The 20,506-nt window shown below is 67.4% G+C and carries 15 protein-coding genes and 3 pseudogenes; 8 read left to right on the top strand and 10 right to left on the bottom strand.

Going from position 1 to position 20,506, the window contains the following annotated elements:
* Positions 1-412: 412 nt before the first annotated feature.
* Both ACTWQR_RS49725 and ACTWQR_RS49720 read left to right on the top strand, forming a co-directional pair.
* Positions 413-700 (top strand): PadR family transcriptional regulator, encoded by a 288-nt coding sequence (locus ACTWQR_RS49725; protein WP_443233953.1) that lies wholly within the window; start codon positions 413-415, stop codon positions 698-700.
* A complete protein-coding gene (locus ACTWQR_RS49720; protein ID WP_443233952.1) occupies positions 697-1,329 on the top strand; it encodes an HAAS signaling domain-containing protein in 633 nt (210 codons plus the stop codon). Before ACTWQR_RS49725 ends, ACTWQR_RS49720 begins: the two co-directional genes overlap by 4 nt.
* Positions 1,330-2,085: 756 nt before the next feature.
* On the opposite strand, the gene ACTWQR_RS49715 is transcribed toward ACTWQR_RS49720, so the two are convergent.
* Positions 2,086-2,934 carry a helix-turn-helix transcriptional regulator gene (locus tag ACTWQR_RS49715; RefSeq protein ID WP_443233951.1) on the bottom strand — a complete coding sequence of 283 codons (849 nt, stop codon included), beginning with the start codon at positions 2,932-2,934 and terminating at the stop codon, positions 2,086-2,088.
* A 140-nt stretch (positions 2,935-3,074) separates the two neighbouring features.
* Between ACTWQR_RS49715 and ACTWQR_RS49710 the strand changes: the two genes are divergently transcribed.
* A complete protein-coding gene (locus ACTWQR_RS49710; RefSeq protein WP_443233950.1) occupies positions 3,075-3,854 on the top strand; it encodes an NAD(P)H-dependent oxidoreductase in 780 nt (259 codons plus the stop codon).
* A gap of 443 nt (positions 3,855-4,297) precedes the next feature.
* Positions 4,298-4,924 (top strand): class I SAM-dependent methyltransferase, encoded by a 627-nt coding sequence (locus ACTWQR_RS49705; protein WP_443233949.1) that lies wholly within the window; start codon positions 4,298-4,300, stop codon positions 4,922-4,924.
* 339 nt (positions 4,925-5,263) lie between these two features.
* Here the strand turns inward: ACTWQR_RS49705 and ACTWQR_RS49700 are convergent, their stop codons facing one another.
* Positions 5,264-8,155 (bottom strand): NACHT domain-containing protein, encoded by a 2,892-nt coding sequence (locus ACTWQR_RS49700; protein WP_443233948.1) that lies wholly within the window; start codon positions 8,153-8,155, stop codon positions 5,264-5,266.
* A gap of 774 nt (positions 8,156-8,929) precedes the next feature.
* Here ACTWQR_RS49700 and ACTWQR_RS49695 point away from each other — a divergent pair.
* Entirely contained in the window at positions 8,930-9,127 is a 198-nt protein-coding gene (locus ACTWQR_RS49695) for a hypothetical protein (RefSeq protein WP_443233947.1), read from the top strand.
* A 21-nt stretch (positions 9,128-9,148) separates the two neighbouring features.
* Here ACTWQR_RS49695 and ACTWQR_RS49690 read toward each other — a convergent pair whose 3' ends face one another.
* The 6 genes and pseudogenes from ACTWQR_RS49690 to ACTWQR_RS49665 all read right to left on the bottom strand — a co-directional run.
* Positions 9,149-10,222: an endonuclease/exonuclease/phosphatase family protein gene (locus tag ACTWQR_RS49690; protein WP_443233946.1), complete on the bottom strand. Its 1,074-nt coding sequence runs from the start codon at positions 10,220-10,222 to the stop codon at positions 9,149-9,151.
* A 120-nt stretch (positions 10,223-10,342) separates the two neighbouring features.
* On the bottom strand, positions 10,343-10,732 hold the full coding sequence (locus tag ACTWQR_RS49685) for a hypothetical protein (protein ID WP_443233945.1): 390 nt from the start codon (positions 10,730-10,732) through the stop codon (positions 10,343-10,345).
* Positions 10,733-10,885: 153 nt separating this feature from the next.
* On the bottom strand, positions 10,886-11,494 hold the full coding sequence (gene vanX, locus ACTWQR_RS49680; RefSeq protein ID WP_443233944.1) for a D-Ala-D-Ala dipeptidase VanX: 609 nt from the start codon (positions 11,492-11,494) through the stop codon (positions 10,886-10,888).
* A complete protein-coding gene (gene vanA-Sc / locus ACTWQR_RS49675; protein WP_443233943.1) occupies positions 11,491-12,531 on the bottom strand; it encodes a D-alanine--(R)-lactate ligase VanA-Sc in 1,041 nt (346 codons plus the stop codon). The genes vanX and vanA-Sc overlap by 4 nt, the downstream gene beginning before the upstream one ends.
* Entirely contained in the window at positions 12,524-13,564 is a 1,041-nt protein-coding gene (gene vanH / locus ACTWQR_RS49670; protein ID WP_443233954.1) for a D-lactate dehydrogenase VanH, read from the bottom strand. Before vanH ends, vanA-Sc begins: the two co-directional genes overlap by 8 nt.
* A 496-nt stretch (positions 13,565-14,060) precedes the next feature.
* Positions 14,061-14,441, bottom strand: a pseudogene (locus ACTWQR_RS49665) (transposase family protein); the annotation flags it as partial.
* Positions 14,442-14,676: 235 nt separating this feature from the next.
* On the opposite strand from ACTWQR_RS49665, the gene ACTWQR_RS49660 reads away from it, so the two are divergent.
* Positions 14,677-16,020, top strand: coding sequence for a UDP-N-acetylmuramoyl-tripeptide--D-alanyl-D-alanine ligase (locus tag ACTWQR_RS49660; RefSeq protein ID WP_443233942.1), 1,344 nt, complete (start codon positions 14,677-14,679; stop codon positions 16,018-16,020).
* 614 nt (positions 16,021-16,634) lie between these two features.
* Here the strand turns inward: ACTWQR_RS49660 and ACTWQR_RS49655 are convergent.
* Both ACTWQR_RS49655 and ACTWQR_RS49650 read right to left on the bottom strand, forming a co-directional pair.
* Complete coding sequence (locus ACTWQR_RS49655; protein ID WP_443233941.1) at positions 16,635-17,747, bottom strand: lipid II:glycine glycyltransferase FemX; 1,113 nt, start codon at positions 17,745-17,747, stop codon at positions 16,635-16,637.
* 753 nt (positions 17,748-18,500) lie between these two features.
* Positions 18,501-18,719 (bottom strand): annotated as a pseudogene (locus tag ACTWQR_RS49650) (IS21 family transposase); the annotation flags it as partial.
* A 140-nt stretch (positions 18,720-18,859) separates the two neighbouring features.
* Between ACTWQR_RS49650 and ACTWQR_RS49645 the strand changes: the two are divergent.
* On the top strand, positions 18,860-19,552 hold the full coding sequence (locus ACTWQR_RS49645; RefSeq protein ID WP_443233940.1) for a response regulator transcription factor: 693 nt from the start codon (positions 18,860-18,862) through the stop codon (positions 19,550-19,552).
* A gap of 77 nt (positions 19,553-19,629) precedes the next feature.
* Positions 19,630-20,498, top strand: a pseudogene (locus tag ACTWQR_RS49640) (RNA-guided endonuclease InsQ/TnpB family protein); the annotation flags it as partial.
* Between the last annotated feature and the right edge of the window lie 8 nt (positions 20,499-20,506).

Here is a 20,506-nt window from a genome sequence, read left to right as displayed (position 1 = left end):
GCATCGCGACTCGATACGACAAGACACCCGAGAGCTACCTCGCCGGCCTCCACCTCCGCGCCTCCATGATCTGGATCAACGACTTGCTGAAGCCAACTGATTGATCACGACGTCACACAGGCCCTAGGGAAAGCGGCACCATTGTTGTGGTGCGCGGGGGTGGGCTGGAGCCCCCGGCGGGTCGAGGCCCTGCACGCCTGCCTCGGCCTTGGCCGGCCGCGGGCGGCGAACACCGCGGCCAGTACCTTCCGTTGAGAGATTCGCGCTGGTCCTGGGCATCGCGCCTGCCGGAAGGATGCGGCATGGCTGGCGGTATTATCCACCAGCAGGTACCTTGTGTCGCATGGTACTGCCGGGTGGATCGCGTTCCGGGGTAAGTCAACTCCGGCGCGGGATCCTGCAATTCTGCGTTTTGGCGCTGCTGCGCGACAGCGAGCGGTATGCCTTTGAACTGGTGCGGGAACTGTGCGATGCCCACGGGCTCGTGACCAGTGAGGGCACCATTTATCCGCTGCTCTCACGGCTCCGGAAGGAAGGGTGGGTCAGCACGGTCTGGAAGGAATCCGACTCAGGGCCTCCACGCCGCTACTACACGCTGACCGCGACGGGGCGACAGGCGCTTGCCGAATTCGCCGGTGAGTGGGGGTCCTTCAAAGCCGCTGTTGACAGCCTCTTGGACAGTGAGGAGAGCCACGAGTGACCTCAAGGCGAAATCGGCTCATAGAAAGCTACTTGCAGCGCTTTGACAATGCGTCGGTGTTCCTGGCAGCCGATCGACGCGAGGAGCTCAGGCAGGAGATCGTCGAGCACATAGATGCCGGTCTTGAAGAAGCGGACGCACGGCACGCCGAAGCGGTCCGCGTCGTCCTGGAGCGGCTGGGGCCTCCGGCGGACATCGTGGCTGCCGAGTTGAGCGGCCCAAGGTCCACCGGCTCCACTCCGGTGGTCGAACAACCTCTCCCTGTCACCGCTCTCGCGCACAAGCATGAGATCGACCGCGAAGACCGGGTCCGGCAGGCGCAGGACACCGCCGCCGCGCCCGCTGTCGCCGCGCGGCCCAGGCGAAGAGGAGTGCTGCTTGTGATCGGGGCGGCAACAGCGTTTGCCGTCGGCGCGCTGGCCTTCGGGATCAGCACGAACAACAGCGACCCAGCGCAGCAGCCGCCTCCGCCGGTTTCCGAGGCACCGGCCTTCACACCGTCCCAGAGCGAAGAGTCCGGCAGTGAGTCGCCGACCTGGCTGCCCACGGATGGTCAAGATGTCCCGACCGCCCTGCCCTCCGACGGGCCTTCCGAGATGCTGGACGATCCGACGGCGTCAGCCTCATGAAGATCATGATCCGGCACCATGCCTGAGCGCTCCTCGCGCGGGGAGTCCGCGCCGCTGATCAGCTGAGTCGGCCCCACGACGCCGGCCGAGACCGAACTGCCCCGGTCCAGGCGAAGTTCATCGAACGGTCGGCGAACACCGAGAAGTCCAAGACCGAGAAGTTACGGCGGTTTTGCCGGCTCAGATGGGTTGACGTAGGAACGGAGCCCAGCGCGAACTGTGAGTGTCGAGGTCACGGTTCGTGGGGGCTCCGTCGTCTGTTCAGCGTGCCACCGTCGGGTTGGTTCGGGGCCGTTCGTGGGTGGGGTTGCCCGGTCATTTCGAAACCGGCCTCGATGGCTTCGGCGAGAGTCGACGTGACCTCGTCCTCGAAGTCAGTTCGCGTGACCGCGATTTGGAGGGAACTGCGCCGCCGGTTCTGCCGACCGGGCGGTTGGAAGCTCATCTGCGACGGAGCCGAGTTCACCAGCGCACCCAGCGTCGAAGTGATCTGCTATCGCTACCGCGGCGGCAACATCCCGACCCCGCGGACACCACAACCGACAGCCGCCAACACCAGCGGCGGACCACCGGCCAAGGCACGTGGAGCGCCCATCGCACGGAGACACGCACGGCGGGCGGGTCGGGGAATCGGGCTGGCCGCACGGCCAGTACCGCGCCCCGGCCCGACCCAACCCAGCCGCAAAGTAGGCCGGGGACCGGAAAGCCGTCAGTGTTGAGGCGTTCCCGGCGGTGGGTGGGCATCGTTGAGTTGAACTACTCGCGGACCTGAGCGTTCACTGTGGGATGCGCGTCACCGCTGTCTGCGCCCAGACCCGCCAGCAGGCGCAGCCCGTCCTCGGCTGGGCTGCCGGGGGCCGCGGACAGCACCAGCAGCTCCATGCCTGATTCGTCCGGTAGCGCGAAGTTCTCCTGGTGCAGTTCCAGCAGTCCGACCAGCGGGTGCCGGTATGCCTTGAGTCCATGTGCGCGGGCGCGCACGTCCGCGCGGGCCCAGAGGCGGCGGAAGCGCTCGCTGCCCATCGCCAGCTCGCCGATGAGCGAGGCCAAGCGGGGGTCCTCGGAGTATTTGCCCGCGGCCAGGCGCAGGTGCCCGACCACGTCGAGAGTGCATTTCTCCCAGTCCGCGTAAAGGCCGCGCTCGGCCTCCTCGAGGAAGATGTGCCGGGCGGTGTTCAGGCCCGGCATCGGTCGGCCGTAGAGGAGCCCGGCGAGGCGGTTCCCGGCGAGCACGTCCAGGCGGTGGTCCATGATCAGCGCGGGTGCGTCGGCGACCAGGTCGAGGACGCGCAGCAGCTCCGGCCGGACCCGCCCGCTCGGCGCCTTCGCGCGGCGGCGGCGCTGCCGGGCGAGCCGGTAGAGGTGCCCACGTTCGGTCTCGTCGAGGCCGAGAACGCCGGCGAGCGCGTCGAGGACCTGCTCGGAGGGCTGGGTCGCGCGGCCCTGCTCCAGGCGCACGTAGTAGTCGACGCTCACTCCGGACAGGTGCGCGACCTCTTCGCGGCGCAGCCCTTCGACCCGGCGACGGCTGTCGGTGGGGATGCCGACGGCCGCCGGGTCGACCCGGGAACGCCGGGTCCGCAGGAAGCCCGCGAGATCGTCCATGCCCCCAGTATGGCCTCGGTGGTGCCCGTGAAGGTGGTCCTGCCAATACCAGGAAGCCCAGTCCGATGGAAGAGGCGCCCCTGAACGCCGGGCGCCGCGACACCCAGAATCGAGGGCACTCGATCCGAAGGAGTTCCCACATGAAGACGCTGATCGTCTACGCCCACCCGGAGCCGAAGTCCCTCAACAGCTCGCTGAAGGATCTCGCGGTGTCCACATTGGAGAGGGCCGGGCACGAGGTACGGATGAGCGATCTGTACGCGATGAACTGGAAGGCGGTCGTGGACGCCGCGGACTACGGCCCCGACGCCTCAAGTCCGCTGAAGGTCGCCCTGGACTCGGGCAGGGCCTTCGACGCCGGGACGCTCACCCCGGACGTCCTCGCCGAGCAGGAGAAGCTGCTGTGGGCCGACACGATCATCTTCCAGTTTCCGCTGTGGTGGTACACGATGCCCGCGATCCTCAAAGGCTGGGTGGACCGGGTGTTCACCTACCACTTCGCGTACGGTGTCGGCGAGCACAGCGACACCAGGTACGGCGAGCGCTTCGGCGAAGGCACCCTCGCGGGCAGGAAGGCTCTGCTGTCGGTGACCGCCGGCGGCCCGGAGTCGCATTACGCCGCTCGCGGGATCAACGGCCCCATCGATGATCTGCTGTTCCCGATCCACCACGGCATCCTCTACTACCCGGGCATCGAGGTGCTGCCGCCGTTCGTCCTGTACGGCACCGACCGGATGACCGGCGAGGACTACGCGGACGTCGCCAAGGCGTGGGAGCAGCGCCTGCTCACCCTGGAGTCGACCGAGCCGATCGCGTTCCGGCGGCAGAACTTCGGCGACTACGAGATCCCCTCGCTGAACCTGAAGGAGGGGCTGGAGCCCGCGGGCCGCGCAGGTTTCGGGCTGCACGTGCGCGGCTGACCGCCGGCGACGGACAGGGCGGGCTGGGGCGCGAACCCGAGGAGCAGCCGGAGGGCCGTGGCAGCGGTAAGGGTGACCGTCACCGCCCAGGATGTGCGGGCGGATTCCTCGGGCGCGCGGTGCCTGCTGTCGCGGGAGGGTGCACGGCCGGAGGGAACCACGCCTACGCCGCAGCCCGCGCCGCCCTGTCCGGACGGGCCTCCAGCGCGCGGAAGGACGACACCGTCACCGGCATACGTGCCCTGCACAACGCCGCCCGTTCCGTGGTTCTCCCATCCCGGCGTCTACACACGACTGGGTACACGACCACCGCGGGGGCGGGTGGTCAGGTGCGGGTGCTGAGGTAGCGCACGGCCGGACTGACGTTCGAGCCTCGCTCTGTGTACCTTCGTAGCAGGCCGCGAGGTCTACACCTACGAGGCTGACCGGAAGGCACGCTGAACATGACCGGACAACGCGACCGCTGGGCGGAACTGACAGGCGGACACGCTGGAGAGGAATACGCCCAGCGCTTCGCGAGGCTCGCCGAATCGGGCCACGACATCCACGGCGAAGCCACCTTCTGTGCCGCGCTGCTGAAGCCCGCCGCCCGGATACTCGACGCCGGCTGCGGCACCGGTCGGATCGCGATCCGCCTCGCCGAACTGGGCCACCACTGCACCGGCGTGGACGTCGACCGCTCGATGCTCGCCGTCGCCCGCCGCGACGCCCCCACGCAGGAGTGGCTCCTCGGCGACCTGGCCCGTCTGGATGCCCTCGGCCTGAATCCGGGCTTCGACCTGGCGCTCGCCGCCGGGAACGTCATCCCCCTGCTGGCCCACGGCACCGGCTCTGTCGTCGTCCGGCAGTTGGCCGCCGTACTGCGCCCTGCCGGACTGCTGGTCACGGGCATGGGACTGGACGCGGCACACCTGCCGCTGCCGGAACCGACGGTGACCCTTACGGAGTTCGACCACTGGTGCACCCAGGCCGGACTGACCCTACGGCAGCGCTACGCCACTTGGAGCGGCGATCCCTATTACCAAGGCTGCGGCTATGCCGTCAGCGTGCACTCCCGCCCCACCACATGAGTCCATGCCCCGGAAAGCGCATAACACCGTCTCCGACGGTGTTATGCAAATGCGGATGCCAGTTGTGCTGTTCGTCCCCGAGGCAAGCGATCACCTGGCAGCCACCGTGCTCGCGGATGACGTCGGCGCCTGTGCGTTGCATGGCCTCCAGTACGTATTGTCCTGCGGCTAGGTCGAGTTCGAGCAGGGAACTGACATGTGCCTTGGGTACCACGATGTGGATGTGTCACTGTCTTGTCTTGGAGAGTCGTCTCGAGGTGACTTCGGAGGTCACTACGTGGCAGGAGCCACGATCAATGTCAGTACCTTTGGACGTCGCCTCCGCCGGAACAGAGCTGATCAGCCTTCCTGATCTTCCTCGCGTGCTGTGGCAAGCCTCTCCTGGAGCCGTGCGTGCCGGAACTGGTACACGGCGCCCGCCTGACGCAGCACGCCTCTCTCGTGGGCCTCGGCGAGGAAGGCCATCAGGCGCCAGGGGAGTAGGCCTGGCGGGCACAGCCAGAGGCGGGCGGTGAGCAGGTGGCCCCAGGCGGAGAGGACGAAGGCGATCAGGCCGGTCGGGAGGAGGACGAGCAACGCGACGACCCCCGGTCTGGGAAGATCGACGAGGACGAGGAGGGTGACGCAGATCGCGCCGACGATCATGATCAGGAAGCCCCGGACGACTCCCGTGTCGCGGTCCGCGAGCAGACTCGCCAGCGGGCTGGGCGTACGGGCGATATCGACCGGCGCGCCCAGCCAGCGGTGCAGGCCGGCGGCGAATCCCGACACGATGCCGAGCCCGAGGCCGGCGAAGATCCCGAATGACAGGGCAGAGCCGAGGAGTCGCCCGGGAGTCTGCCTGTTCATCCAGTGCCCCTCTCGGCTCTCCAGCAATGCCTCGGGCGCGTCGGCCCACGTCGCGAAGCGGCCGTCCGGAAGGCGTACGACGAAAGGGGAGGGGCGCGAATTGATGTTCACTGACACTTCCAGGGCTGCTCTGAGCCGGCTGCATGGCGCCCGCTCGCACGAGTCACCCAGTCCACCGCTGTCGGTCAGGACGAAATTCACACTTCCGTCGGAGTACTCGACAACACTCCAGTTCAGCGGCTCGTCCTGTTTGATGTACGTGTCTCCGTCGGGACGCAAGCCGTAGCGCGTGCCGTCGTCCGCCACGACGTACCGACCACCGTCGGACGACCGGTGGACGGGGCCGGAGACCGGGAAGTCGGCGCGGGCTGCCGCCCGCGCGGCGGCCGTCCCGCCCTCGGTCAGTGAGAAGGCCAGTGCGAGCACGATGCCGGCGAGCAACCCCACGCTGAGTCCCTGGACAAGGGCGCGCCCGAATCTGCCGACGGCACCGGACCTGCGTCGTCCGCCCCGCGGGTCGCCGGAGTGCACGGCGGTGGCGCCCCCGCCCCGAACGACGTACGCGCCGAGAAGCACACCGGTGATCGCAACGGCGACGAGCAAGGGTGTTCCTGCCGAGTCCGCCAGATAGAAGGGGAGGTAGACCATGGCGCCGACCATCAGACCGCTCATCGTCTTCCATGCCCAGCGTCCGTACCGCTTGCTGGCCATCACCGGGAAGGGCATCGTCGCCGGCGTGGGCGTACGCGTGATGCCGATGACCGCCAGCACGATGGCCATGGACACACCGTAGAGGGCGCCCATGGCGAGCCAGCCGAGCAATTCGTTCACGGCGGACGGTGAGCTGCCGTAAGAGTATTCGGCCAGCGGCTGAAAGATGCCGGTGACCATGCCGAGGGGGACGACGCAGGCGATTGACAGCAGCAGTTTCCGCCGCGGACCGAGGTCGTCACGCGAGAGGGCCACGTGGCCGACGCACAGGCCGAGCACAACGGCGGCGCCGGCCACCGGCGGCCCAGCGCTCCCTCCCACCAGCCACGCGATCAGACAGACCACTTCGGCGACGACGCCGACCAGCAGGAGCGGTGCCACAGTGCGTAGCGGCCTGGGCAGCGCCCAGTGCAGTTCCCACCAGGCAAGGTTGCGCGTGCCGCGCCGCTCAAGATGCCGGGCCAGGGACCGGAGCCAGTACGCGACCTCGGCTTCGTCGTATCGGGTGGAAGTGCGGAACGAAGCGGGGACGAACGCGTCCAGCAGATGCTGTTCCAGCGCGGCCGATGTGGCGAGGCCGCGGCGATGCAGCAGTTCGGCCGGGTCGGCTCCGGTGTCGCCGTAGACGGCTCGGGCCATCGCCACCATCAGGGGCAGGCTCAGGACTTGCCGCAGGCAGCGGGAGGCCGGTGCGTCGGGGTCACGGCGCACCTGATCGAGTACGGGGTCCCAGGCTGTGGCGCGCTCGCCTCCGGGGCCGCGTACGGGGCGGGCGGTGCGAACCAGGAAGCGGGCCGCCTCCTCGAAACCGAGCGGCTGGAGTTCGACCACCGCGGCCGACGTGAGTACGTCGCCGGCCTCGACGACCTCGCTGTACACCGTGCTGCGGCAGGTCAGCAGGAGCGGGGAGTCCGTGTCGAGTTCGGTGTTGAGGCGCCAGACGGCCTTGGTGCGCAGGGGCGCGGGCATTTCGTCGAGTCCGTCGACGACGGGAAGGATCCGCCCGGTGGCCACAAGGTCCTTGGCCAGCACGGAACCTGATGTTCCCTCGGTCGCCAGTGTGGGGTGGGCGGCGATGAGACTGTCCGCGAGCCATTCACGCAGGCTCTGGCGGTCGGGCTGCCACGTGGACGCATGGAAGAGAACGGGGACGGGGTCACCGGTGGTGCGGCGGTCGAGCAGGTCGAGGGTAAAGCGTACGGCGAGCACGGTCTTGCCGCTGCCGGGGGCGCCGAGGACGACGAGGCGGCGGGAGGGCACAAGCTCGAACAGCTCGGCGATCTCCGGGAGTTGACCGATCAGGTCAGGGCGTTGGGCGGCCTCGGGCGGTCGGCCGATGGTGTCGTCGAGGTCGGACAGCCACGCCGCGGCTGGGGCCCAATGAACCGCGAGGGGCTCGGGGTCCTGGAGCCGACGCAGCCGCCACTCCGACTGCCACTGCTCCAATACGGCCCTGGCGAGAGCGTCGGCCGAGCGGTCCAGCTGCTCGTCGGGCGAGGTCGTGGTCGGGGGACGAGCCGTGCTGTACAGAAGGCCCGCGAGGGCGACGAAGAGACCCAGGACCGCCACAAGCGGCCCGGTCGCATTGAGACCGTCGCGTGCGGTCACCGCGACGACGGCACCTGTGGCGATCACCGCGCCCACCCACAGCCCACGCCGCCAGTACCTCATCCGCCGCGTCCCCCATCCCGTGCCACGTAGGTACGCGACATTGTCCCAGGGCGGCCACGCCACAGGGCGACCTGATTTCCCAACTGCCCCGACTGCGGCGGAACACGGCCCGCCAACTGAGGATCACTGCATGGTCGAACGGTGTGGCTCAGGAGCAGCGCTGAATGTCCAGTGAGCAGGGTTTGACCTGTTGGTGACCGTTCGGCCCACGAGACCCTGGCGAAGGGAGGCCAGATTGCACACGACTCTGCCTCACATCAGCTCGTCATCTACGGAAAGTGCCATGACAGTTCAGGACAAGCGCATCTTCGTGACCGGCAGCTCCCGAGGCATCGCCGCGGCGGCCATCGCGTCATTCGGCCGAGCCGGAGCCCGTGTTGCCGCGCTGGGAATCAGTGACGAGCACAGGCTTTCGCGATGGCTGCCACCGGGGCCGACAGGACATGACGAAACGACAACAGAGCTCCTCGGGAACAAGCTGACTTGGGCGACTGCCTGTACCAACGCGCTCCGTTGCTCCACGCCGGCAATCCCTCAACGGGCTTGCGTGACCAGCGAAAACGCTGACTATCCGGCCTTGGGGAAGGCTCCGACCGCGCTGCCCCGCGAAAGGCTGGCTTCCGCCATGGTGGTCCGCCTTGCGACGTCCGTGGTGGCGCCAGTGGCGCAGGACCACGGTGTGTCGCCTGCTGTGGCGGGGCACCTCCGCAAGGTCGGAGAACAGCAGCAACGCCGGCAGTGATGCCGACCCCACCCTTACGTGCGCGGGCAACGGTGGCTGCTTCGACGGTGCCGATCGAGGCGCTGACGCGCGCTGAACCACCTGCGCGGCAGAACCATCTGCGCGGCGACAACATCACCGCGGCGAACGCCCCGCTGATCGAGGCCGAGTCCCGGATCACACTGGCCACCTCCGGGGCGGCGGGATACTCGCCTCCGTCGATGGCCACCGCCGCGCCTGTGAGCGTATGAGGTACCTCGTCAGCGCAGGATTCACCAGCTGATTCCGGCCGCCACCGGTAGGTGGTCGCTGCCGGTGGCCGGCAGCACCCACGAGCTCGTCGGCTCCACGCCGCGGACCAGGATCTGGTCGATCCGCGCCACCGGGAACCTCGCCGGCCAGCTGAAGCCGAAGCCGTCCCCGGCCGCGTCCTGGACCGAGTGCAGCTGCGCGGTGATGCCGGCGAACGCGCGGTCGTCCATGGTGCCGTTCAGGTCGCCGAGCAGCACCACCCGCTCGTTCTGGTCGGCGGCGATGGCCTTGCCGAGTGCCTGTGCGCCGGCGTCCCGCTGTCGCGTCGATAGGCCCGCCCGAGGATTCACGCGTACGGACCCCAGGTGAGCCACATAGACTGCCAGCCGCTCGTGGTCCGTGGTCACCGTGGTGCGCAGCGCCCGGGTCGGGTCCATCGCGATGTCGACCGGCTGGGTGTCCGACAGCGGCAGCTTGCTCCACAGCCCGACCGTGTTCTGCACGGTGTGGTGCGGGTACGCCTTGGCCAGTTCCTTCTCGTACGTGCCCCGGGCCTGTTCGGTCAGTTCCTCCAGTGCCAGCACGTCCGCGCCGGAGGCGGCCAGCTCGCGGGCGGTGCGGGCCGGGTCGGGGTTGTCGGCGCCGACGTTGTGGCTGGCCACGGTGAGGTCGCCGCCCGGGTCGGACTTGTCGCTGAGCAGTCCGCCGAAGAGGTTCAGCCACACCATGACCGGCAGCAGCAGCGCGACCACCGCCGAGGCGGAGCGGCGCCAGAGTGCCCCGGTCAACAACACCGGAATGAACAGGCCCAACCATGGCAGGACGGTCTCCACCGCGCTGCCGAGGTTCCAGATCCGGTCCGGGATCTGCGCGTGCAGCAGCATGAACAGGCCCAGCAGCAGTGCCAGCACCGCGAGCACCAAGCCGCGCTTCCAGGGCCCCGGCCGGGAGCCGGTGCGGATCGCCCGGCGGATGCGCGCGCGCCAGGTATCGGAGCCGGTATCCCGGAGGTTGAGCGTGCGACGGGTATCGGAGCCGGTATCCCGGCGGCCGTCTCCGCCCTGTCCGGTCTCCGCCGTGTCCACCTGCGTCATCGCCTGTCCTCGCTCAATGCCGGTCACTGCTGCATCCCTCGGGTCCTGGCCTCCACCACCGTGTGCATGGCCTCGCAAGGCGAGGGCGGCCGAGGGAGGCAACCGACGGACGAGGGGTAATCAATTGGGTTGCCCTCGCGGGGAGTTGGAGAGCACACGGGAGCGGTGCTCAAGCAGCGCACGCTGCTCGGCGGCCGTCGGTCGCATGGCTTGGCAGGTCTCGGCGTGACGCTGCGCCCACTGCCCCGCCTCCCGGGTGGCCCACCCCGTGGCGCGGCCCCCGGTAGACGCAGGATCGAAGGGGACCTTCCACTCGCTGTCGGGGCAGGTGGTGCAGCGAGCGAGGACGCCGTCGTCCTGCTCGATCAGGTCGACGGTCAGTGTGGGGTCGCTGAGGGCCTTGCCGGCGTCGGTGAGGTAGCGGCCGACCACACCCTTGGGCCACCCGGGCGACTGGGCCGCGGATTCGGGGCGTGCTGGACCTCGGTAGTTCGGCACGGTCACGGTCATGTCTCCTTCCAGCAGGAGGGTCCGGGTTGTCCGCCCCATCCCGCGCCGGTGCGAGGCGGGCTGGAGCAAAACGCCCGTCAGCAGCAGATCCGGAGACCACGGTGACGCCGCTTCAGGCACGGGCGCTTTGTCAACTTCTGTGGCCCGGCTCAACTACGTGATGGGAAAATCAAAATAGGTGTCTGGGTAAGGTTCGTCTTTCAGCGTGTAATGCCACCACTCGTAATCGTATGAGTCAAAACCGCAGGCATGCATGATAGAGCTCAGATGTTGACGGTTTGTCGCTTCGACGTGCGTGATCCGGTTTGCTCCATGATGCGAGATTGAATCCATCAGGTCATGGCCACCGCCCATGGGAGCAAGTTCACCGGTATCCAGGTGATACAGCGTCAAGTCAACGGTGCTACCCCGACTGTGGCCCGACTTGGCGGCCACGTATCCCATTTCGAACATCTCGGCTCTGTCGATATTGGGATAATGCCGAGGCTTCGTACGGCCATCCTCTGGCTGTTGCGACCACCACAGGAAGGAGTCTACGGCGCGTTGAGGGCGATAGCCATCCCAAAGCAACAGGCTGAAGCCGAGGGATTCGGCTTTTTCCTGTGCCTTTTCCAGAGCTGCGCACAAATCCCTCGTGCCAACGATTCTATTTGCCAGGTATCCGTCCACCGGTTTGCCGGTGAAGTTGTCCCAGGTGGCGTACTTGGCATCCCAGCGTATTCCGGATACAAGCTCGTCTATGAAGACGAAATCATCCCTCATCGGTTTTTCCCCGTCAATGCCAACGACACCATCCGGTCGATGACTTCGGTAAGCGGCAACTCTGCGGCTTCCATCATCCTCGGATAACGGCTGTACGAGGTCATACCAGGCAGAGTGTTGACCTCGTTGAGGACTACTTCACCATCGTCCTTGAGGAACATGTCCACCCGCGAAAGCCCCCTGCATCCCAGGGCGCGGTATACGGCCTTTGCTGTCTCCTGAACGAGCGATCGCGACTCTGCCGGAATGTCGGCGGGAACGATTGCTGTTGAGTTTTCGGAACCGCTTTCAGGCTCGTTCTCCTGATGGATTCTGAAGAAGCCGTGAGAGAGAGAAATTCGATCCACTTCGCCCGCGACCAAATCCGGATCGTTCCCCAGGATGGCGCATCCGATCTCGCTGCCGACGACAGCCTCTTCAATCAGCACCTTCGAGTCATACTGCCTCGCGGTTTCCACCGCACTCAGCAGTTCCTCTTTTCGGGACACCTTGCTGACGCCGAAAGATGACCCCGAACGGGCGGGCTTCACGAAAACGGGATAGGTGAGCTCTTCGCCATCAATGTTCTCGTCCGCCGTGACGGTCCAGAAATTCGGGGTAGCGATTCCCGCGCTTCTGGCGACGATGTAGGCAAGGGATTTGTCCATACACAGAGCAGAACTTTGGATATCGCAGCCGATGTAGGGGATGCCGGAGAGCTCCAGCAGACCCTGCATCGCACCGTCCTCGCCGAGTTTGCCGTGCAGAACGGGAAACACGATGTCCAAACTAATCGTTTCGTATTTTCCCTCCTCCAGTACGAGCAATCCGTGGACACTCCGGTCCGGTGACAGTACAGCGGGACGGCACCTGTCGTTCTCCCAATCTGCGTCAGGCCCGTCACAGAGCTTCCAAGCGCCGCTCTTCGTAATCCCGATATAGAACGGTTCGTACTTCTCGATATCGAGGTTTCGTGCGACCTCTTTCGCAGACTTGACGGAGACAGAGTGTTCTTCGGAACAGCCTCCGAAGATGATTCCGACCTTCAACCTAGCCATGCTGATTCCTGCTTTCGAATTTCAGACAGTTGGTGATGGAGTTTTCGACTGTGTCGCTCAGGGCGTGGTCTGTGTAATAGGCGGTGTGCGGGCTGATGAGCACATTCGACAGCTTTTGCAGTCGCAACAACGGTTTGCTATTGATGGGTTTGTTTCTGCAGTCGGCGTAGAATATTCCTTCCTCTCCTTCGAGAACATCCAACGCCGCACCGCCCAATCTGCCGCTTTCCAATGCCAGAACAAGGGCCTCGGTGTCGAGCAGTGGACCGCGGCCGGTATTGATGACGAACGCTCCGTGCCTCATCTGCTCGATACGATGACGATCGAGGAGATGGTGTGTATCCGCGTTAAGCGGTGCATGGAGCGTCACGATGTCGCTCCGCTGCAGCAACTCATCGAGAGGAACGTAATCGGCAGTGATCTTGGGGCGATTGTCATGGGCCAGTATTCGACAGCCGAAACCTCGCAGCCTGTCCACGACAGCTGTGCCGATGCGTCCTGTTCCGATTACCCCGATGGTCATGTCGCGTAGTTCTTTCCCGCGCACATCGTTCAACCTGTAATCGTGCATGTCCGCGCGGCGGACAGTGGATTTTGCATTCCGTACCAGCATCAGCATCAGCATCAGCGTGTAGTCGGCGACGCTGTCGGGCGAATAGGTGACATTTTCAACGGAAATGCCGACACTTTCCGCGTATTCCACATCGATGTGGTTGTAGCCGATGCTCCTTGTGGAGATATACGTCACGCCGACTTGACTGAGTGCAAGAAGAGTGGAATTTGCGATCCGGGTTTTATGGCCTACACTGATGCACCGGTTTCCGAAGGCCAGTTCAATATTGGCTTCGGACACCGCCGCTTCCATGATGGTTGGTATTACGCCGAAGCGGGGTGCCAACTCCCGGAACAAATCAGCCTCGTCCTGCCCGCATCCATAGATCGTGATTCCCGTTGCCGGGGCGGGCGGGGAGGGCGAGGTCGCCGGCGATCGGGTGCGCCGGGTCGCTGTTCGGGTTGGTTCGCTGTAGGTCATGCCTCCAGTCAAGGCGGCGTGATGTTGCCGGAACGTATGCGGTTTTCGATAGGCCGACGACTGACCGTTTTCGTCGTCGAACGGGTTGGTCATCACTCACTCCTTGTCCCTCATCGCTTGTGGTGGCGCCAGTTCCACCCCCGTACGTGACCGCAGTAAGACCGACATTCCGCAGCGGCCTGCCTCGGACAGCCAGGGAAGCCCGTCGGCCGCCTCCAACACCTCAGCAGGCCGGGCGACTTCCTCCCGCAGGCCCTGTACCCGCAGGCCATGGGGTCGGTGACCGCTGACCCGACCGGGAGAGCGGGAAGAGGTCCGACCCCGTGCCGGTTCCAGGCTTCGGGGGCGTGCGCGGAAACCGGCACCTATACAACGCAGGCCGCGCCGAGGCGGTTCACTCCGGCTTCCCGGCCATGGCGAGGAACACCGGCTGGGGGCCGAACCCGTTCTCCCGCCTGCGCGTTGTGAGCCGTGAACCAGCCAGTGGGCCTCGGTGCTGCCGCTCCACGGTGAGGACCGCGGCGGAGATTGACGACGTTCGACTCGGGCTCCATCCTGACCAGCGGAAGATCCGCCCTGACTTGAGCCGTGCGACGCCGCTCTCGACAGGCGCCCGGGCCGCGGACGGCGCGCGGTTGACGGTTTGCTGGGTGGCGTGAGTCCGCGACCTGCGGGCGCCTGAGGAGAGTCGTCACCCTCGGCCTGGCTCCCATACGGGCGCGGTCCGCGAGGACCGGGACCGGGACGCCCTGGTGTTCACCGATCCCGATGATCCGTGAACGCGGGCCGCGGTCGGGTCGTGCGCACGGCCGGGCAGTGCGGGCGGGATCCACGGCTGCCGGCCGTCCGGATCGGTCACCAACTGCGCGTTCACGCCCCTGGTGATCGCCCCGGGCGAGATCCGGCGTGCCTACCAGGTCCTCGGTCTCGAGCGGCACGCGTATGACTTCGACATTACCCGTCAGTAGCATATCGTCGGCATATCGAAAACCACATACGTTCCGGCAACACCACGCCACCTTGACTGGAGGCATGCCCTACAGCGAACCAACCTCCGTCAACCTCGGCCTTGTCAGGATGCTTCCGCTCGTCAGCCCCCGCGCCGCCCGGTCATGATCCCGCTCAGCCTCGGCGAGATCGCCGCGGTCGTCGGCGGGACGGTCGAGGGCGACGGCGCCGTGACGGTGACCGCGCCGGCCGTGCTCGACGGCCGGCAGGCCGAGCCGGGCGGCCTCTTCGTCGCCTTCGCGGGCGAGCACGTCGACGGCCACGACTACGTCGGCCAGGCCGGCCGGTCCGGCGCGGTGGCCGTGCTCGGCTCCCGGCCCACGTCGCTTCCCACCGTCGTCGTCGAAGACGCCCAGGCCGCGCTGCAGGCGCTCGCCGCCCATGCCGTGGCCCGGCTGCGCGACGGGCTGACCGTTGTCGGGCTGACCGGTTCCCAGGGCAAGACCAGCACCAAGGACCTGCTGGCGGCCGTGCTTTCGAGCGCCGGGCCGACGATCGCCACGATCGGCTCGCTCAACAACGAGCTCGGTGTGCCGCTCACCATGCTGCGCGCCGACGCGGCCACCCGGTTCCTCGTCCTTGAGATGGGAGCCCGCCGCGTCGGCGACATCGCCGAGCTCACCAGCCTGGTCGCGCCCGACATCGCCGTCGTCCTCAACGTCGGCCAGGCCCACCTCGGCGAGTTCGGGTCGCGCGCGGCCATCGCCAGGACCAAGGGCGAGCTGGTGCAGGGGCTGGCGCCCGGCGGCACCGCCGTCCTCAACGCCGACGATCCCCGGGTGGTCGAGATGCGCTCGCTCACCGATGGTCCGGTGCTGACCTTCGGCCGGGCGGAGGACGCCGACGTGCGGGCACTCGGCCTGGCGCTGGACCGGCTGGGCCGGCCGTCCTTCACGCTGCGGACCGCCGACGCCTCGGTTCCCGTCGTGCTGCCGCATGTGGGCGCCCACCAGGCGCTCAACGCGTCGGCTGCCGCAGCCGCGGGGCTGGCGGCCGGCGTACCCCTCGACATGGCCACGGCGGCGCTGGCCAACTCTTCGCTGTCGCAGTGGCGCATGGAGCTGCGCGACCTTGCCTGTGGCGCGACCCTGCTCAACGATTCCTACAACGCCAACCCCGACTCGACCCGCGCCGCCTTGGACGCGCTGGCGGCGATCGAGGGCGGGCGCCGCATCGCTGTCCTCGGCGAGATGCTCGAACTCGGCGCCGACAGTGAGGCCGAGCACCGCGCCGTCGGGGAGTACGCCGCCTCCCGGGCCGATGTGGTGGCCACGGTCGGCGAGGCCGCCCGGTCGATCGCGGACGGTGCGGGAGAGCGGGCGCTGATGCTGGCTGACAACGACACGGCCGTCGACTGGCTGCGCGGCCACCTCGCCGCCGGGGAAGTGGTGCTCGTCAAGGCCTCCCGCGGGGCGCGCCTCGACGAGGTCGCCGCCGTGCTCGCGTAGTTCGGCGGGGTGAGCTGGGGGCCGCGTCGCCGTGCTGTTCGGGGGCCGCTGCCCGAAGACCGCGGAGCGCCGAGACCCCGGGCGGGGGAGCGGACGTTCGACGACGTGGTCACGGTCGTGGACGAGGTTGCCACTCTTGCCGGCACGGCCCATCCGAACGTGCGGCGGCGCGCCATGGGTCGGCGGCGCTCATGCTGTGGTGCCGCATCGAGGTGAACTGCTCCAGCACGACCCGTGGGCCGGGCTGCCGGGCCCGCAGGCGTGTCAGTTCCTCGGCGCGGGAGACAGCGTGGACCACCCTGTGACGCGGCCTGCGGCCGAGCGGTGCCGTCCACGGGCGCCAGGGGCGAGGACGAGCAGGCTGCCGTCGCAGCGCTGGGCGACCTCGGGCAGCTCCTCGTAGCCGCCGACCGCGAGCGTGTCGGCCTTCGGTCGGTCGGCGCGCCGGGCCGAGCCGACCTGGTGTCCCCGTACTCGCCTGAGTCACTCGTACGCGGACACCAGGCCGTAGCCGTAGTCGTAGCCCTTGGCGACCGGCACCAGGCCGAGCGTCCGGTCGACGACCTCACGCACGTGGGCGCGCCGACGGTCGCCGACCACCATGAGACCCAGGCTCAGCGCCCGCGCCGCTTCATGTAGAGGTCGAAGGTCCGGTAGACCATCGGCCGCAGTGGCAGGTCCCACTCGCCGACGTACCTCACCGCCTCACCGCCGGTGCCGACCTTGAACTGGATCAGCCCCACGTGCGGGTCGTCGGCGTGGAGGGTGGGGGTGATGCCGCGCAGGTCATAGACGTCGCAGCCGGCCGCCAGCGAGTCGCGGATCATTCTCCACTGGCAGGCGTTGGAGCCGCGCACCTCGCGCTTCTCGGTCGAGGAGGCGCCGTAGGAGTACACCGCGTGGGCGCCGACGCGGACCATGATGGTGGCGGCGACCAGGTCGCCCTGGTGGCGGGCCAGATAGAGCTTGATCCGCTCGGGGTCCTCGGCCCTCAGCGCCGCGAACATGATCTCGAAGTAGCGCAGCGGCCGGGGTGTGAAGCGGTCGCGCTCGGCGGTGTGGACGTACAGGTCGTGGAACGCCTTCAGGTCCTCACCGACCGTGACCTCGACTCCCGCCTTGGCCGCCTTCTTGAGGTTGCGGCGCCAGAGCTGGTTCATGCCCTTGAGCAGGTCGTCCTCGGTCTTGCCGGCCAGCGGAATCTCGTACTTGAACTGTGGATGCCCGACCCCGAAGCCGTCCTCCGGGTTCTGCGGCAGCCAGCCGGCGTCCTTGAGCCGGCTGGCCACGCGGACGCCGACCGGGTTGGTCCACTGGGCGGACATGTCAGTGAGCCGCTTGATGTCCGGGTCGGCGACGCCCTCCTTGACCTGGGCGGCGCTCCAGGTGTTCGTGGACACCGGCGGGCCGAGCCGGATCGCGAACGCGCCGTGTGCCTTGAGGTAGTCCGCCAGCGGGTCGAGCCACGCGTCAATCTCGCCGGTCCAGTCGATGACCGGGCCCTCGGCCAGATAGGCCAGCGTCAACCGCTCGAGCCGCGGCACCGGCCGGTGCAGGACGAGCCCGGCACCGACCAGCTGTCGGCCGTCGTACCAGCCGAGGGACTCGCTGCGCCACTCGGTTTTGACGCTGCTCCATGCGGGGGTCTGCAGGAAGCTGACCGAGCGCTGTGTCCGCACGAACGCCAAGTGCTCGGCGGCACTGATCGGTCCGACGGTCAGACTCACGCCCGCGGCCCCAACCCCTCGGTGGTGCGCAGTTCGGCTCACTGGTCGACCATCTTCACGTCGGCGTTCTCGGGCAGAGCGCTGATGCCCCCCGGGTGCCACCAGGTCACTGCACTGTTCGCTTGACACGGTTGCCGGCGAGCATGGGATCCGCAGGGCCGGGCGGTTGCCCGGGAGGTGTGGACTGTCGACAGCGATGCACGCCAAGGCCGTGCCGTTTCTTGGAGCGACTGGCTGCGCGCGCCGATCAGTGAGCAGATGGGCAGGCACATCCCGGCACGAAGGCCACCCGAGGATGAGGGTGCCTCCCCACTGGAGCCGGCAGCGAGGAGGCTGACGTGAGGATTGTCGGCAACACCCTGACCGACACCACGAGCAGAGCAGTACACACCGCCCCGCCCGGGAGCGCGCCGGGCGGCTGAGGAGGACAAGGACGGCAAAGACTGCGCTGCTGTTCGTGCTGGTTCGCTGTAGGACATCCCTCCAGTCAAGGCAGCGTGGTGTTGCCAGGACGTATGTGTTTTTCGATATGCCGACGATATGCGTCGGCCCGTAGTGTCAACGGCCACTCAGTTCTCCCCGGGGACGGCCAGTAGAACCTCCCCAACCGGGGCCGGACATCTCCCCGCTGTCGGCCGGATGGGTCAGCGCAAGGAGACCAACCCCGGCCGCTTGTGGCCTGGTTGAGGCGGAGGGAGTCACCCTGGCTGACTACGAAGTGAGGGTGGAGCCTGTGGGCCGGATCGCGGCGACGCCGTGGGAGTTCACCACCAACTCCCCGATTTTCGTGACGCATTCGTCGATCGGGCGGTCCCGGTGCTGCCGCTCGGTTCGGCTCTTGCCCTCGGCCCGAGCCGTCACATATCGGGCCACCGAGTGGTGGTCGCAGTCGGTCGGCTCGGCCGCCGCACGGTAACTCCCCGTGAGGTCGTATGCCTCAAGGATCTCGATGATCTCCCTGCTGTTCTTCACACCGGCCGGCTTCGTCGACCGGTAGCGGTCCAGGTCGGGGTGATATCTAGCCGTCCGTGGGCATCGTTGGCCATAGGTTGAGCACTAAGTGGCCATCTACGGGGAGTCTCTGCTGACCGCTGTCGCATAGCATTCGGGGCATGCGTGTGTTGATCGTCGAGGACGAACCCCATATGGCTGAAGCTATCCGCCATGGCCTGCGCCTGGAAGCGATCGCGGCAGACATCGCAGGTGACGGCGACACCGCTCTGGAACTTCTGAGCGTCAACGCCTACGACATCGCCGTCCTCGACCGAGACATTCCCGGACCCTCCGGTGACGAGATCGCCAAACGCATCGTCGCCTCCGGCAGCGGCATGCCGATCCTCATGCTCGCCGCAGGCGACCGGCTCGAGGACATGGCCTCCGGGTTCGAGCTCGGCGCCGACGACTACGTCACCAAACCGTTCGAGCTTCGAGAGCTCGTCATGCGGCTCAGGGCGCTCGACCGCAGGCGCGCCCACAGCAGACCACCCGTGCGGGAGATCGCAGGTCTGCGTCTGGATCCGTTCCGCCGGGAGGTCTACCGGGACGGCCGCTACGTCGCGCTGACCAGGAAGCAGTTCGCCGTGCTCGAAGTCCTCGTCGCTGCCGAAGGCGGTGTCGTCAGCGCCGAAGAAGTACTGAAGCGGGCGTGGGATGAGAACGCCGACCCGTTCACCAACGCCGTGCGCATCACGGTCTCGGCGCTGCGCAAACGCCTCGGCGAGCCCTGGATCATCGCCACCGTGGCAGGCGTCGGCTACCGCATCGACACAGCACCCGTCACCGGACGTGAGAGAGGATGGACATAGCCCCTCGCTTGAGTGTTCCCCTCGAACTGACCGTCAGCGACGCCGAGTTCCTCCTGATCGCAGGGTGTTCCTCTGCGATACGTGCCCGACGGTTGGCCCGCCCGTTCTCACCGAGGAGGCCAACCGCGCCCGCAAGGTGCGGCCCGGCGCAGCTCGACACCGGATGCTGACCGAGGCCCGCACCACGAATGCGTGGCTGCGGGAGGGCTCCAGTGTTCCGCAGCAGCAGTTGATCCGGGGTTTCGGCAAGTCCACTGCCAAGGCCAAGGCGCACGAGGACATCCGTGAGTGGGGTCCGCAGCACCGCCGGGCGGGGATGCCGAAGTGGAAGAAGAAGCGCGAGGCTTTGCCGACGCTGACCTACACCCGGCGTGGCTTCCGTCTCAAGGACGGCAGGCTGCACCTGGCGGGCGGCATCGCCTTGACGGTGGTGTGGTCGCGTGCCTTGCACGCCGACCCGTCCTTGGTGCGGGTGTATCGGGACAGTCTGGGGCACTGGTCTCCGGCTTCGTCGTCCCTGCTGAGATGCAGCCGCTGCCTGCCACCGCCCGTGTGATCGGTATCGACTGGGGCTGGGGGTGAGGGAGACCGCGACCACCACCAGCGACGCCCATGACCTCCCACACGTCCAGTGCGGGCGGAAGGCCAAAGGGAAGCTGACCCGGTACGACCGAGTGATGGCCCGCCGCATACCGAAGAAGGGAAGGACTGGGTCGAAGGGGTATCGCGCGGCGAAGCAGCTCCGGGCCAGGACGCATCGGAGGTGGCCCGGCAGCGCCAGGACGCGGCGCGCAAGTGGGCCAAGTCCGTCGTCCGTGACCACGACGCGCCGGCCGTGGAGGACTTCAAACCGAAGGTCTTCGCCAAGACCACCATGGCCAAGAAGGCTGCCCACGCTGCCATCGGCGCCACCAGGGAGGCCCTGATCGAGATGGGCCGCAAGCACCCCGGATC

The organism is Streptomyces sp. 2A115, from assembly GCF_052245575.1.
Lineage (GTDB): Bacteria > Actinomycetota > Actinomycetes > Streptomycetales > Streptomycetaceae > Streptomyces.
Note: the sequence above shows the minus strand (reverse complement) of the source record. Positions and strands in the feature narration are given on the sequence as shown.